Below are 14,260 nucleotides of genomic sequence, written 5' to 3' on the forward strand. Positions count from 1 at the left end.
GGTGCGCCGGCGGCGGGACGGTCTCCCCTCAGCGTAGGGGGATGCGTCGGACGGTCGTCGGCCCACCGCCCGCCGTCAGTGCGCGAAGTGCTTGCGGTGGGGGAGGTGTCCCGTGGTGTGCGCCTGATGCAGCCCGTCGACCACGGTGCGCAGGTTGTCGGCGAGGTGACGCGCCATGTCGCCGGAGAACCCCTCGCGCACGACGATCCGCAGGACGGCGACGTCGGTCGCGTCGTCGGGCATCGTGTACGCGGGCACCTGCCAACCGAACGTGGAGAGCCCTCGCGACACGTCGAAGACGCTGAAGCCGACGTCCGGTGTGGTGGTGAACGTCAGCACGGGGATCCCGCTGCCGTCGGTGACGACCTCGAACACGTCCATCTGACCGATCTCGTGAGCCAGCCACTGCGCGGTGTCCGCGAGCGTCTGCATGATCTCCCGATAGCCCGCCCGACCGAGGCGCAGGAAGTTGTAGTACTGCCCGACCACCTGATTGCCCGGCCGCGAGAAGTTCAACGTGAACGTCGGCATGTCCCCGCCGAGGTAGTTGACGTGGAAGACGAGGTCCTCGGGCAGGTCCGCGGGCGTCCGCCACACCGCGAAGCCGATGCCCGGATAGGTCAGCCCGTACTTGTGACCGCTGGCGTTGATGGACTTCACGCGCGGCAGGCGGAAGTCCCACTTCAGATCCGGGTCGAGGAACGGCACCACGAACCCCCCGCTGGCCGCGTCGACGTGGACGGGGACGTCCGGGCCGCCTGAGGACGCGAGCGCATCCAGCGCGGCGACGACCTCGGCGACGGGCTCGAGCTCACCGGTGTAGGTGGTGCCCAGGATGGCGACGACGCCGATGGTGTTCTCGTCGACCGCGTCGGTCACCTGCTCGGGCGTGATGACGTACCGGCCGCGCTCGACCGGGAGGTACTTCGCCTCCACGTCGAAGTAGCGGCAGAACTTCTCCCACACCACCTGCACGTTCGATCCCAGGACGAGGTTGGGTGTCCCGCTGCCGGCACCACGGGCGCGCCACCGCCACTTGAGGGCCAGTCCGGCCAGCATCACGGCCTCGCTCGAGCCGATCGTCGTCACACCGGTGGCGCTCGACGGGTCGGCCGGGTCGAGATCGGGGGCGTTGAAGAGGTCCGCCACCATCGACACGCAGCGGGACTCGATCGCCGACGTCGCGGGGTACTCGTCCTTGTCGATCATGTTCTTGTCGAAGGTCTCGGCCATCAGCTTCTCGGCCTGCGGGTCCATCCAGGTCGTCACGAAGGTGGCCAGGTTCATCCGCGACGCCCCGTCGAACATCATCTCGTCGTGGATGAAGCGGTAGGCGGCGTCGGGGTCCATCGAGTTCTCGGGCATCCGCAGGGCGGGGATGCGGTCCCGGGACAGGCGGCCGGTGTAGGCCGGGGCGAGGTGTGTGTCGCCGTCGTCGGGGGTGGCGGGGCCGGATCCGGACGTATCGGTCACGGTGTCTCCTCGGAGGTGAGTGGGGCACACGGGTCCACCGCGGGGCTGCGTCGCGGACTCCTGACACCGGCTTACACGATCGTCGCCGGTTGGCGGGGGCGGTCCAGGTGAGGTCGGACGTATCGGTAAAATTCCTGCGCCGGACCGCATGTCCGGCGGAATGAGAATCGATGGTGCCGGCAGCCGCCGGCCGAGGTGACACAGGAGACCGACGTCGTGAACGCCCCCGTCGAAGAACGCGAGTTCCAGGCCGAGACCCGCCAACTGCTCGACCTGATGGTGCACTCGGTGTACTCGAACAAGGACAGCTTCCTGCGGGAGCTGATCTCGAACGCCTCCGACGCCCTGGACAAGCTGCGGCTGGCGTCGTTCCAGGACAAGGACCTCGAGGTCGACGTGTCCGACCTCCACATCACCATCGAGCGCGACGTCGAGAACCGCCGACTGACGATCCGCGACAACGGGATCGGCATGTCCCGCGAGGACGTCGTCGGTCTCATCGGCACGCTGGCGCGCTCGGGCACCGCGGAGCTGCGGGCCAAGCTCACGGAGGCCAAGGACGCGGCGGCCTCGGCCGACCTCATCGGCCAGTTCGGCATCGGCTTCTACTCGACGTTCATGGTCGCCGACACCGTCACCCTGGTGACCCGCAAGGCGGGGGAGTCCGAGGGCACGCGCTGGCGGTCGTCGGGTGAGGGCACCTACACGATCGAGACCGTCGCCGACGCCCCGCAGGGCACCTCGGTCACGCTCGACCTCAAGCCCGTCGACACCGACGACCACCTCTACGACTACGTCTCCGAGGCCAAGATCCGCGAGTTGGTGAAGCGCTACTCCGACTTCATCGCGTGGCCGATCCGCATGGACGTCGAGCGCACCGAGAAGGTCGAACCCGCGGACGGCGACGAGGACGCCGAGCCGACGGAGAAGACGGTCGTCGAGACGCAGACGCTGAACTCGATGAAGGCGCTGTGGGCGCGACCGAAGGACGAGGTCGACGCCGAGGAGTACACGCAGTTCTACCGGCACGTCAGCCACGCCTGGGACGAGCCGCTCGAGACCATCGCGCTGCGCGCCGAGGGCACGTTCGAGTACCAGGCGCTGCTCTTCATCCCGTCGCAGGCACCCTTCGACCTGTTCATGCGGGAGCGGCCGCACGGCATCCACCTGTACGTCAAGCGCGTCTTCATCATGGACGACTGCGAGGAGCTCATCCCCGAGTACCTGCGGTTCGTCAAGGGTGTCGTCGACGCGGCGGACCTGTCGCTCAACGTGTCCCGCGAGATCCTGCAGCAGGACCGCCAGATCCGCGCGATCCGTCGTCGGCTCACCAAGAAGGTGCTCTCGACGATCAAGGACATCCGTACCGAGCGCCCCGACGACTACACCACGCTGTGGAACCAGTTCGGCCGCGCCATCAAGGAAGGCCTCATCGCCGACACCGACAACCGCGACGCGATCCTGGGCATCTCCGCGTTCGAGTCCACCCACGACCCGGAGACGGCGACGTCGCTCGAGGACTACGTCGCCCGGATGAAGCCCAACCAGACCGAGATCTACTACATCACCGGCGAATCCCGGTCGGCGATGGAGAACTCGCCGCACATGGAGGCGTTTCGCGCCCGCGGCATCGAGGTCCTGCTCCTCGGCGACCCCGTCGACGAGGTGTGGACGGGCAATGTCCCGGAGTTCGACGGCAAGCCGCTGCGGTCGATCGCGAAGGGTGAGGTCGATCTCGACGACGACGAGGGCAAGACGCAGGAGGAGAAGGACGCCGCCGAGAAGGAGCGCGCCGAGCGGGAGGAGCAGTTCTCCGACCTCACGTCGTGGCTGACCGAGACGCTGTCCGAGAACGTGTCGCAGACCCGTCTGTCCACGCGTCTGACCGACTCGCCTGCCTGTCTGGTCGGGGACACGTTCAGCTTCTCGCCGCAGTTGGAGAAGCTGTACCGCGCGTCGGGCCAGTTCCTGCCGCCGTCCAAGCGGATCCTGGAGCTCAACCCCGACCATCCGCTGGTCACCGCACTCAAGGACGCACGTGCGGAGAAGGGTGACGACGAGTCTCTCGCCGACACCGCCCGCCTCCTGTACGGGATGGCGGTGATCGCCGAGGGCGGTGAACTCGACGACCCGGCGCACTTCGCGAAACTGTTGGCCGCGCGGCTGACAGCGACGGTCTGAGTCGGGTCGGGGGCACGACACCGTGGGATTCCCGCTGCTCGGAGCGCCGGACGCGGCCAACACCGCCTGGGTGATGACCAGTGCCGCACTGGTTCTCGTCATGACGCCGGCGCTGGCGTTCTTCTATGGCGGCATGGTCCGCGCCAAGTCCGTCCTCAACATGATGATGATGTGCCTCTCGGCCGTCGGCGTCGTGTGGGTGCTCTGGGTCGTGTTCGGCTACTCCCTCGCATTCGGTGACGACATCGGCGGCGTCATCGGGGACCCGACCGAGTTCGCGGGCCTCCGAGGGCTCGTCACCGGGACCTACCTCGCGACGAACGGTGCGACGGTGTCGATCCCGCTCGTCGGCACCATCCCCGCGGTCGTGTTCGTCATGTTCCAGGCCGGCTTCGCCATGGTCACCGTCGCGCTCATCGCGGGCGCCGTGGCCGACCGGATGAAGTACACGGCCTGGCTGGTGTTCGCCGCCCTCTGGGCGACATTCGTCTACTTCCCGGTGGCCCATTGGGTGTTTGCGCTCGACGGGCTCGCCTCGGAGCACGGTGGGTGGATCGCAAACCACCTGAAGGCGATCGACTTCGCCGGCGGGACGGCGGTCGAGGTCAACTCCGGTGCCTCCGCGCTCGCCCTGGCGATCATCGTCGGGAAGCGCCGCGGGTGGCCGCGCGACCCGATGCGGCCCCACAACCTCCCCGCCGTCATGCTCGGCGCCGGACTCCTCTGGCTCGGCTGGTTCGGGTTCAACGCGGGCTCCGCCCTCGCCGCCGACGGCACCGCCGCCGTAGCGCTCGTCAACACCATGGGCGCCGGAGCGGTCTCGTTGCTCAGTTGGCTCGTGGTCGAGAAGATCCGTCACGGCAAGCCGACCTCGTTCGGTGCCGCCTCCGGCGTGGTCGCCGGTCTCGTCGCCATCACGCCGTCCTGTTCGTCGGTCACCCCGATCGGCGCCATCGCGATCGGCATCGTCGCCGGTGCGGTCAGCTCGCTGGCGATCGAGCTGAAATACCGCCTCGGTTACGACGACTCGCTCGACGTGGTCGGCGTCCACCTCGTCGCCGGCGTCGTCGGCACCGTCATGATCGGTCTGGTCGCCAGCGCCTCCGCGCCGGCCGGAGTCGACGGCCTCTTCTACGGAGGTGGGGTCGACCAGTTGTGGCGTCAGATCGTCGCGGTGCTCGCCGTCGGGCTCTATGCCACCCTCGCCACCGCGATCATCGCCACCGTGCTGCGGAAGACGATCGGTGTTCGCGCCGACCCCCAGGACGAGCTGGACGGCATCGACGACGCGGAGCACGCCGAGACGGCCTACGACATGCTCATGACGCGCGGCGGTCGGCGCGAACTCTAGTACGCCCGCACGGTTGCCGACGACGTCCCGGGAACGTCGTGATGAACATCGGATGGACGATCTGCGGTCTCAAATCGTCAGCGGCGCTTACGATTACGATTTGACCGGTTTCGTGATCGGAAAGCTGGTCCGTTCACAGGAAACCGGCAGGCATGTCACCGAAACACGGCCCGCCGTTCACCCCACGTTCGCCTGATCCGGTCACGATTCTGCCGATCGACAACAGCGCAGCGAGCCCCGTGGTCGCGCTGTCGGTTCCGTTCATGTCACGAACACACGCCCCTGATCGGGGGCGGGCAGAGCATCCGAAAGAGGATCAGATGAGCAAGAACTCCACCGCGCTCCGGCGAGCCGGCACGCTGGGGACGATGGCAGTGATCGGCGCCACCGCCGTCGGTCTCGTGTCGCAGGGCGCCGCGAACGCGGACACCTTCGTCAAGCTCCCCAGCGGGAGCATCCGCGGTGACGACGGCATCGTCCTCAGCCGCAGCAACGAGTTCGCCCAGATCTCGCCGTCGCTGGCCGCCAACGGTGCGGGCCGGACCGCCTGGGTCTCCGCGGACATCACGCTCAACGCCCCGAACCTTAAGGCCAAGAAGGCCGGCCCGAACCGCGGCGCGCAGAACGAGAGCACCTCGACGTCGGGCACGCTCGGCACCAACTCGACCGAGACCAACGGTGCCGCCGCGACCCTGTCGACCGGATACATCGTGGGTTGCCAGGTCACGGTCGGCAACCTGACCCTCGGCGGCGGCGCGACCCTGAACAACATCGGTGCGGCGCTGCCCACCGCGACCCTCAACGGGTCGTTCTCCCTGCCCCTCACCCCGGGCGCGGTGTCCTTCGTGATCATCAACTCGAAGAACATCGAGAAGAAGGGCACGTACTACATCTCCTACGACCGTGCCCAGCTGCAGGTCCAGGGATGCGGTGGGTACGCCCAGGCGCGCGCGTTCTCGGTGGTCGAGACCACCGGCGAGGACCAGCAGAAGGTCACCCTGTACGGCAAGCCGTTCTCCATCGGCTGACCCCACCATCCACGATCCGCAGAGACACAAGGAATTGATGAACATGTCCCAGAAGGTTTCTCGCCGCGCACTCGGGGTCGCCGGCACCAGCGCAGCCATCGCGGCTGCCGCCGCGCTGCTCGCGCAGGGGTCGGCCAACGCCGACGTCTTCGTGAACCTGCCGAACCAGGTCCAGACCACCACCCTCCAGGACGGCACCAAGGTGTCGATCTCCCGCACGGGTGAGACCGCCGTCGTCGCACCCTCGCTCGGTGGGACCCCGCTCCACCGCGCAGCACAGGTCTCCGCGCGCTACCAGGTGACCTCCAGCAAGAAGGCCAAGATCCGCATCCAGGCCGGGTACATCGTCGGCTGCCAGGTGAACATCTCGACCTTCACCCCCGGCGGCACGGGCACAACCACCGAGAACCTCGCCGGCACGAGCACCGCCACCGGCGCCGGTGCGAACCAGTCGCTGTCGCTCGGCCCGGGCCAGGCGACGCAGTACTTCATCAACCAGGTGGAGAAGGCCGACGACTTCGGCAGCCAGCAGTACACCAACAACGTCGACTACGAGGGCACGAAGCTCAAGCTGAGCTACACGGGGTCGCAGCTGCAGCTCACCGGCTGCGCTGGCTACGCCCAGGCCCGTTCGATCGCGGTTGTGCGCGTGCGCACGTCCAACGTCGACAAGCAGGTCACGTTCTACGGGCGTCCGTTCAGCATCGGCTGACACCCGTACACCCACCACGGTGCCCTCGACCCACCACGGGTCGAGGGCACCGTCGTGTCAGCGGGGCAGCAGGTCGGCCGGGATGATCTGCAGCGAACTGGCCTCGCCGGGCGCGCTGCCGGTGACCACGACGGTTCCCGTCGTCGGATCCGCCGAGACCGAATTCGGTTGCTGCACGGTAGGAACCGACCCACGCACCCGCGGTCGCGCGGGATCGCTCATGTCGATCACCTGCAGGGTGTTCGTCGCGGTCGACGTCACGAACAGCGTCTTCGTCGACGCCTGGTAGCCGAGGCCGTACGGCTTGCCGGCGGTGGGGATGCGCGCGACGTCGACCACCTGCGGGGTGATGCGTTCGACGAGGACGGCACCACCGTCGGTGTCCGCGAAGGCCACGAGGCCGTCCTCCATCGCCTGTGCGTGGGTGAGCCGCAGCCCGATCTGCTTGCGCGCCACCTCGGTCTGCGTCGTGCCGTCGTAGACATAGACACCGTTGCCCTGCACGTCGGCCATCGCGGCGTAGCGGCCGACGGCGGCCACACCGCCCGGCTGTGGCGGCGGCGCGGGAAGTGACTTGATCACCTTGCCGTCGCGGATGAACAGCGCCCCGCCGCCGTGCTCGTTCGTGCCGACGTACGTGCCGTCGGAGGTGAGGACGACGTCGTGCGGGAGATCCCCGACGTCTCGGGCGATCGGACCGAACTGCCCGTCGAATGTCATCGTGGTGACGATGTTCGCGGTCTCCAGCGGCAGGATCACCGGGCCGTCGGGTCCGGCGAGTTCGAGGTGACGCGGCGCGCCCTGGGTCGGGACGGTCCGGATCAGCCGCTTGCCCGCCACGTCGACGAGGGAGATGCCGTCCGGTCGGCGGACGCCGACGGCGGCGATGCCGGACGTACCGATCTGCACGCCCTCGGGCTCGTTGCCGACCTCGATGACGGTACCGACCGGGCGGGTCGTCGGGGCCGGGGCCACGGCCGGTTCGGCGGCAACCGGTGTCGACGATGCGCTGGAGGGGGCCGGCGAGTCGCCGCCGTCCGATCCGCACGCGGACACCAGTCCGATGCAGGTCAGGACCGCGAGGGAATGCAGGGCCGCCGTGCGGGTCTTGGTAGGCATGACTCCAGTGTGCCGATTCGCGGTACGTCGTGGAGCCGACCAGGAGGATCGACAGTGACCATATCGCCGACAGGGTTCCACCACGTCCGGATCACGGTGCGTGACATCGAGCGATCGCGGAAGTTCTACGACGACGTCTTCGGCTTCGATGTCGCCTACGAACTCCCCGCCGACGCCGACGAGGCGACCCGCGAGCAGTTGTCGTTCCTGTTCGGCGGGGTCATCTACCAGTTCGCCGGCAACCTGTTCGGCCTCCGGCCCGTCGGCGACGACTCGTTCGACGAGGACCGCACGGGCCTCGACCATCTCAGCTTCGCACTCGCGACCTTCGACGAGATCGAGGATGCCGTCGCCACCCTCGACCGTCTCGGCGTGGAGCACGAGGGGATCAAGGACGCCGGAGGCATCTCGATCCTGGAGTTCCGCGACCCCGACAACATCGCGCTCGAACTCACCGCGCCGCCGAAGAGCTGACCCCGTCTGTTGGGCGCCAGGAACCGTCTGTTGGGCATCAGGAACACCCTCGTGTGCACTGTGCCGATGACCACGGTCCCGGGTGCCCAACGAACGGTCCCGGGTGCCCAACGAACGACGGTCAGCGGGGGCGGACACCGCCGTAGATCCCGCGGTCGACGATCCACGGCCGCAACACCCGATCGACGACCGGCCGCGGGATACGCACGCCGATCCCGGTGGGGGTGAACACCTCGAGACCGGTGGCCTGCGGACCGAGCACCGATCCCCATCGGGTGGCGCGCGGACGGTAGCGCCGGAGGCGTCGCCGCGAGAGCTCCGCGCCGACGTTGTGGGCGACCAGCCGGTCGGCGCGATTGCGAGCCGACCCGCGCAGGGGATCGGTGGCGGCGACATCCCCGACCGCGAAGGTGCGCGGCAGCCCTGACACCCGCAGGTTCTCGTCGACCCGGACGAAACCGTGCTCGTCGAGAACGCGTGCAGGAAGCCAGTCCGTGTGCGGGGTCGCGCGGCCGATCGCCCACACGATCGCATCTGCCGACACGCCGTGCTGGCCGGTGGTCCACTCGACGACGCCCGGACCGACGTCCGCGCGCTCGGCCCCGGCAGGGACGCGTGCGCGGTGGCCCGCGTGCAGAGCGACCCCGAGACGACCCAGGCGACGCTGCACCGTCGCCTGGGTCCTGGGGTGGTGGTCCCGCAGCGGCCGCTCGCCCGGGAAGTACAGGTCGACACGCGCATCGGGCAGCCGCGCCGCGATGCCGGCCGCGGCGGCGACAGCGGCCGCGCCGCCACCGATCACGGCGACCCGACCTGCACTGCGGAGCGCGTCGTGCTGGGTTCGCAGCCCGTCGGCCACTGCGGCGGCGTCGACGACGTCGGGCGACCGCCAGAACCCGTTGGTGACACCGGTCGCGATCACCAGCGCATCCCACGACCGCGTCGTGTCACCGCTGTCGTCGGTGGTGATCGTCGCCGTCCGCGTGTCGCCGTCGATCCCCGTCACCCGTCCGCGGACGATCTCGACCTCGTCGAGCCGGCGGTATCGGCGGTAGTCGACCCAGTAGTCCCGCGCCCACCGCCCGGGGTCGGACAGCCGTAACCCGAGCTCCTGGCCACTGACCAGTCCCGGCGTGGTGGCGACGCCGACGACGTCGACGTGGCGGGCGAGGTGCATGGCGGTGAGCACCCCGACGTCGCCCATCCCCGCCACGAGCACCGTCGGTCGGCTCACCGACCGGCCGCCGCCCGCGGCGGTCGGGGGACGAACCGCGGGACCCTCTCGACGACGTCGCCGTACGACGGTCGCGACGCGAGGCTGCGCTCCTCCATCATCGGGATGCTGGCCCCGAGGAACATCGCGAGCATGGCGCCCGCCCCGATCCACGACCACCACGCGTCGCCCGGCTCGACGGCGACGCCGAACAGGAAGACTCCGAGCCAGAACCCGAACTCGCCGAAGTAGTTCGGGTGCCGCGACCACGCCCACAGCCCACGGTCCATGGCCTGCCCCGGTCGCTTCACCGCGACGAAGGCCCGCATCTGGTGGTCCGCGGCCCATTCGAGCGCGACCGCCGCGAGCGTGACCACCGCCGCGACGACGACGAGCCAGGGCAGCGCCACCGGTCGGTGGGTGACCGCGAGATAGGCGGGCACGCACCCGAGGAAGACCTGCACCGACGGGATCAGGTGGATGGCGACGAGGTCGACGACCGCCTCGAACCGGCCCGCCCGTCCCCGCAGGATCGGGTAGCGCCAGTCCTCGTGGTGCAGGCCGGGGAACCCGACCGCCCAGTTCGCCGTCAGCCGTACCGCCCAATACAGCACGACGACGGTGACGACCCACGCGGTCGGGTCGCCGGGACCCGCGTCCGACCGCCACCACCAGTACGCGACCAGCAGGGGAGGGATGACGCTCCAGTAGGCGTCGTAGAAGCTCGAGTTGCCGTGCGCCCGGCTGAACACGAACACCACGACGGTCGCGAGGACATCGGCGACGGCCGCGTCCCACAGCGCCGACGACGTCCGCGGCCCCAGCGACAACCACACGGCGGCCACAGCGATCGCGACCACGTAGGCCACGGCGACCCGGACGAACGACGCGCGCCTGCTCATCAGGCGATGGTGCCCCATTCGAGACCACCGGTATCGCAAATCGCCGCACGAGCCCCCGCGTCGTGATTGTCTGAACCGCGACGAGAGGCGGGTCCGGTCATGGCAGGGCGATCCACGGCGCACACGGTACTGGGACGAGAGGTCGGGTCACCGGTGGAGATCCGGCATGCGACGGCCTTCACCGCGATGGTCTCGGTGGACGCGGCGGCCGCGGCCCGACTGATCGGACCCAGCGGGCTCGAACCCGTGACGTGGCGTCCCGGGCGTGCGGCGTGCGCACTCGTGTTCGTCGACTACGTCGACGGTGACCTCGGCCCCTACAACGAGTTCGGCGTCTGCTTCCTGGTGAACCACCACCGGCCGGGTGCCGGCGCGGGAGGGATGCGTGCGCTGCTGCGCGGCGAGGTGTGTGCCTACATCCACCGCCTCCCCGTCGACGGCGACTTCACCCTCGCGGCGGGGCGGGAGATCTGGGGGTTCCCGAAGACCCTCGCCGAGTTCGACTGTCGACACCGGTCGGTCCGGCCGTATGGAGCGGTGCGCGCCGACGGCCGCGACATCGTCGACCTGCGGCTCGGACGGGGACTGTCCGTCCCCGACTCGTCGTCGTCGACGACGCTGACCGCCTACTCGTGTCTCGACGGCACTCTGCGCGCGACACCGTGGACCATGCGTGCCGAATCGGTTCGTACCCGTCCCGGTGGTGCCCGGATCACGCTGGGGGACCACGAATTCGCCGACGAGCTACGTCGTCTCGACATCGGCGTCACACTCATGTCGTCGTCGATCAGTCACCTCTCGATGACGTTCGGTGACGCCGAGGTGATCGGCTCGTCCGCGCACTAGGCTGCCTGTCATGACCGCTGCCGGACCGCATGTGGCCGATTCGCACGACGTCATCCGCGTGCGGGGCGCACGGGTGAACAACCTGCGCGAGGTCGATCTCGACATCCCCAAACGACGCCTGACAGTGTTCACCGGCGTGTCCGGTTCGGGCAAGAGTTCCCTGGTGTTCGGGACGATCGCCGCCGAATCGCAGCGGATGATCAACGAGACCTACAGCGCCTTCGTCCAGGGGTTCATGCCGAGTCTGGCCCGCCCGGACGTGGACCTGCTGGAGAACCTGACCACGGCGATCATCGTCGACCAGGAACGCATGGGCGCCAACATCCGGTCCACGGTCGGTACCGCCACCGACGCGAACGCGTTGCTCCGCATCCTCTTCAGTCGCCTGGGGGAGCCGCACGTCGGTTCTCCGCAGGCGTTCTCGTTCAACGTCGCGTCGGTGAGCGGTGCGGGCGCGGTCACCGTCGAGAAGGCCGGACGGACGGTGAAGCAACGCGCGTCGTTCGAGATCACCGGCGGCATGTGCCCGCGCTGTGAGGGACGCGGATCGGTCTCCGACTTCGACCTGACCGCCCTCTACGACGACTCGAAGTCTTTGTCGGAGGGTGCGTTGACCATCCCCGGTTACACGATGGACGGGTGGTACGGCCGGATCTTCCGCGGGTGCGGTTTCTTCGACCCCGACAAGCCCATCGCCAGATTCACGAAACGCGAACTCGAGGCGCTGCTCCACAAGGAGCCGACACGCATCAAGGTCGAGGGCATCAACGTCACCTACGAGGGGCTCATCCCGAAGATCCAGAAGTCGATGCTGAGCAAGGACCGCGACGCAATGCAGCCGCACATCCGGGCATTCGTCGACCGCGCCATCACCTTCGACACCTGCCCCGATTGCGGCGGCACCCGGTTGTCGGAGCTCGCGCGGTCGTCGCGCATCCGTGGGCGCAACATCGCCGACCTCTGTGCCGTGCAGATCAGCGACCTGGCCGCATGGGTGGCCGACCTCGACGAACCGTCGGTCGCGCCGCTGCTCACGACGCTGCGCCAGACCCTCGACTCCTTCGTCGACATCGGACTGGGCTACCTCTCACTCGACCGGCCGGCCGGGACCCTGTCCGGGGGAGAGGCGCAGCGCACCAAGCTGATCCGCCACCTCGGGTCGTCCCTGACCGACATCACCTACGTGTTCGACGAGCCCACCGTCGGTCTGCACCCGCACGACATCGCCCGGATGAACGAGCTGCTGATCGCGTTGCGCGACAAGGGCAACACCGTGCTCGTGGTCGAGCACAAACCGGAGGCGATCGTCATCGCCGACCACGTCGTCGACCTGGGACCGCGGGCGGGCACCGAGGGCGGGCAGGTCGTCTTCGAGGGCAGTGTGGACGATCTCCGCGCCGCCGACACGCTCACCGGACGGCACCTCGACGACCGCGCGTCCCTCAAGCCGGAGGTCCGGACGCCCCGCGGCGCGATCGAGGTCCGGGGTGCCTCCACGCACAACCTGAAGGACGTCGACGTCGACATCCCGCTGGGCGCGCTGGTCGTGATCACCGGGGTGGCGGGGTCGGGGAAGAGCTCGTTGATCGCCGGGTCGGTGGCATCGCGCGACGACGTGGTGTGGATCGACCAGACACCGATCAAGGGGTCACGTCGTAGCAACCCGGCGACCTATACCGGGCTCCTCGAGCCGATCCGCAAGGCGTTCGCCAAGGCGAACGGGGTGAAACCCGCCCTGTTCTCACCGAACTCGGACGGGGCGTGCCCCAACTGCAACGGCGCGGGTGTCGTCTACTCCGATCTGGCGATGATGGCGGGCGTCGCGACCACCTGCGAGGTGTGCGAGGGTCGGCGGTTCCTCGCCGAGGTCCTCGAGCTCACCTTCGGAGGGCGCGACATCAGCGAGGTGCTCGCGATGTCGGTCGCGCAGGCACGGGAGTTCTTCGCCGACGGTGACTCTGCGGTTCCCGCGGCGTCGAAGATCCTGACCCGCCTGGACGACGTCGGGCTCGGCTACATCCGTCTCGGTCAGCCCTTGACGACGCTGTCGGGCGGCGAGCGCCAGCGGCTGAAGCTGGCGTCGCAGATGGGCTCCACCGGGGACGTGTACGTCCTCGACGAGCCGACGACGGGTCTGCACCTGGCCGACGTCGAGCAACTGCTCACACTGCTCGACCGCCTCGTCGACGGCGGGAAGAGCGTGATCGTCATCGAGCACCACCAGGCGGTGATGGCCCACGCCGACTGGATCGTCGACCTCGGTCCCGGCGCCGGGCACGACGGTGGTCGGATCGTGTTCGAGGGAACCCCGGCCGATCTCGTCGCCGCACGGTCGACGCTGACCGGCGACCACCTTGCGAGCTATGTCGCCTGAGCGCCCGGTGGTGCCGCGCGCAGGTGCGCCCGCTCGCCCTGCTTGCCGAACAGGCTGAGGAACTCGACGGCACGTCCGTCCGCGGAGCCGAACCAGTGGGGGAGTCGGGTGTCGAACTCGGCGGCCTCGCCGGCCCCCAGCACGATGTCGTGCTCGCCGAGGACCAGGCGCAGACGCCCGTCGAGGACATACAGCCACTCGTACCCGGTGTGGGTGCGGGGGCTGGGATCGACCCCGGGATCGCATGGGTCGAGCACCACCTTGAAGGCCTGGATGCCGCCCGGCCGGCGGGTGAGCGGCAGGACGGTCCGGTCGCCGGCCCGGGTCGCCCGCAACGTGACCCTGGGGTCGCCGGTGAAGGGGGCGTCGACGAGCTCGTCGAGCGTCACCCCGTAGAGACGGGCCAACGGCAGCAGCAGTTCCAGACTCGCCCGTCGCCCACCCGACTCCAACCGGGACAGGGTGCTGCGGGAGATGCCGGTCTGCGTCGACACCTCGTCGAGGGTCAGCTCGCGGTGCTGGCGCAGTTCTCGCAGGCGGGGTCCGGCAGCGGCGATCGCCTGATCGGTCTGGGCGTCCATGGTTGC

12 protein-coding genes are annotated in these 14,260 nt (G+C 69.0%); 7 read left to right on the top strand and 5 right to left on the bottom strand.

The window, feature by feature from the left end:
- Nucleotides 1-75: 75 nt before the first annotated feature.
- The gene (locus Q1A98_RS08635) at nt 76-1,473 is read right to left on the bottom strand and encodes a glutamate decarboxylase (protein WP_299572089.1); all 1,398 of its coding nucleotides are present in this window, start codon (nt 1,471-1,473) and stop codon (nt 76-78) included.
- A gap of 216 nt (nt 1,474-1,689) precedes the next feature.
- Between Q1A98_RS08635 and htpG the strand changes: the two genes are divergently transcribed.
- The 4 genes from htpG to Q1A98_RS08655 all read left to right on the top strand — a co-directional run bounded on the left by htpG (nt 1,690) and on the right by Q1A98_RS08655 (nt 6,745).
- The gene (gene htpG / locus Q1A98_RS08640) at nt 1,690-3,654 is read left to right on the top strand and encodes a molecular chaperone HtpG (protein ID WP_299572091.1); all 1,965 of its coding nucleotides are present in this window, start codon (nt 1,690-1,692) and stop codon (nt 3,652-3,654) included.
- Between the two features lie 22 nt (nt 3,655-3,676).
- Complete coding sequence (locus Q1A98_RS08645; RefSeq protein WP_299572094.1) at nt 3,677-5,005, top strand: ammonium transporter; 1,329 nt, start codon at nt 3,677-3,679, stop codon at nt 5,003-5,005.
- Between the two features lie 320 nt (nt 5,006-5,325).
- Nucleotides 5,326-6,033 (top strand): MspA family porin, encoded by a 708-nt coding sequence (locus Q1A98_RS08650; RefSeq protein WP_299572096.1) that lies wholly within the window; start codon nt 5,326-5,328, stop codon nt 6,031-6,033.
- Nucleotides 6,034-6,076: 43 nt separating this feature from the next.
- Complete coding sequence (locus tag Q1A98_RS08655; protein ID WP_299572099.1) at nt 6,077-6,745, top strand: MspA family porin; 669 nt, start codon at nt 6,077-6,079, stop codon at nt 6,743-6,745.
- Between the two features lie 57 nt (nt 6,746-6,802).
- Here Q1A98_RS08655 and Q1A98_RS08660 read toward each other — a convergent pair whose 3' ends face one another.
- Nucleotides 6,803-7,864, bottom strand: a complete 1,062-nt coding sequence (locus Q1A98_RS08660) for a hypothetical protein (protein WP_299572101.1) — start codon at nt 7,862-7,864, stop codon at nt 6,803-6,805.
- A 54-nt stretch (nt 7,865-7,918) separates the two neighbouring features.
- On the opposite strand from Q1A98_RS08660, the gene Q1A98_RS08665 reads away from it, so the two are divergent.
- Nucleotides 7,919-8,338 (top strand): VOC family protein, encoded by a 420-nt coding sequence (locus Q1A98_RS08665; RefSeq protein WP_299572103.1) that lies wholly within the window; start codon nt 7,919-7,921, stop codon nt 8,336-8,338.
- 121 nt (nt 8,339-8,459) lie between these two features.
- Here Q1A98_RS08665 and Q1A98_RS08670 read toward each other — a convergent pair whose 3' ends face one another.
- Both Q1A98_RS08670 and Q1A98_RS08675 read right to left on the bottom strand, forming a co-directional pair.
- Nucleotides 8,460-9,572, bottom strand: coding sequence for an FAD-dependent oxidoreductase (locus Q1A98_RS08670; protein ID WP_299572106.1), 1,113 nt, complete (start codon nt 9,570-9,572; stop codon nt 8,460-8,462).
- Nucleotides 9,569-10,453, bottom strand: a complete 885-nt coding sequence (locus tag Q1A98_RS08675; protein ID WP_299572108.1) for a DUF1295 domain-containing protein — start codon at nt 10,451-10,453, stop codon at nt 9,569-9,571. The genes Q1A98_RS08670 and Q1A98_RS08675 overlap by 4 nt, the downstream gene beginning before the upstream one ends.
- A 99-nt stretch (nt 10,454-10,552) precedes the next feature.
- Between Q1A98_RS08675 and Q1A98_RS08680 the strand changes: the two genes are divergently transcribed.
- Both Q1A98_RS08680 and Q1A98_RS08685 read left to right on the top strand, forming a co-directional pair.
- Nucleotides 10,553-11,299: an acetoacetate decarboxylase family protein gene (locus tag Q1A98_RS08680; RefSeq protein ID WP_299572110.1), complete on the top strand. Its 747-nt coding sequence runs from the start codon at nt 10,553-10,555 to the stop codon at nt 11,297-11,299.
- 10 nt (nt 11,300-11,309) lie between these two features.
- Nucleotides 11,310-13,673, top strand: a complete 2,364-nt coding sequence (locus Q1A98_RS08685; RefSeq protein WP_299572113.1) for an excinuclease ABC subunit UvrA — start codon at nt 11,310-11,312, stop codon at nt 13,671-13,673.
- Here the strand turns inward: Q1A98_RS08685 and Q1A98_RS08690 are convergent.
- Nucleotides 13,661-14,254, bottom strand: a complete 594-nt coding sequence (locus tag Q1A98_RS08690) for a helix-turn-helix domain-containing protein (protein ID WP_299572115.1) — start codon at nt 14,252-14,254, stop codon at nt 13,661-13,663. The two genes, Q1A98_RS08685 and Q1A98_RS08690, sit on opposite strands and share 13 nt — an antisense overlap.
- Nucleotides 14,255-14,260 lie beyond the last annotated feature (6 nt).

Origin of the sequence: uncultured Williamsia sp. (assembly GCF_947494875.1) — a bacterium.
In the GTDB taxonomy this organism is placed as follows: domain Bacteria; phylum Actinomycetota; class Actinomycetes; order Mycobacteriales; family Mycobacteriaceae; genus Williamsia_A.

Coding starts and splice junctions, on each gene's coding strand:
- Q1A98_RS08655 (WP_299572099.1), top strand. CDS start 6,077: ATGTCCCAGAAGGTTTCTCGCCGCGCACTCGGGGTCGCCGGCACCAGC.
- Q1A98_RS08680 (WP_299572110.1), top strand. CDS start 10,553: ATGGCAGGGCGATCCACGGCGCACACGGTACTGGGACGAGAGGTCGGG.
- Q1A98_RS08690 (WP_299572115.1), bottom strand. CDS start 14,254: ATGGACGCCCAGACCGATCAGGCGATCGCCGCTGCCGGACCCCGCCTG.
- Q1A98_RS08650 (WP_299572096.1), top strand. CDS start 5,326: ATGAGCAAGAACTCCACCGCGCTCCGGCGAGCCGGCACGCTGGGGACG.
- Q1A98_RS08660 (WP_299572101.1), bottom strand. CDS start 7,864: ATGCCTACCAAGACCCGCACGGCGGCCCTGCATTCCCTCGCGGTCCTG.
- Q1A98_RS08675 (WP_299572108.1), bottom strand. CDS start 10,453: ATGAGCAGGCGCGCGTCGTTCGTCCGGGTCGCCGTGGCCTACGTGGTC.
- Q1A98_RS08685 (WP_299572113.1), top strand. CDS start 11,310: ATGACCGCTGCCGGACCGCATGTGGCCGATTCGCACGACGTCATCCGC.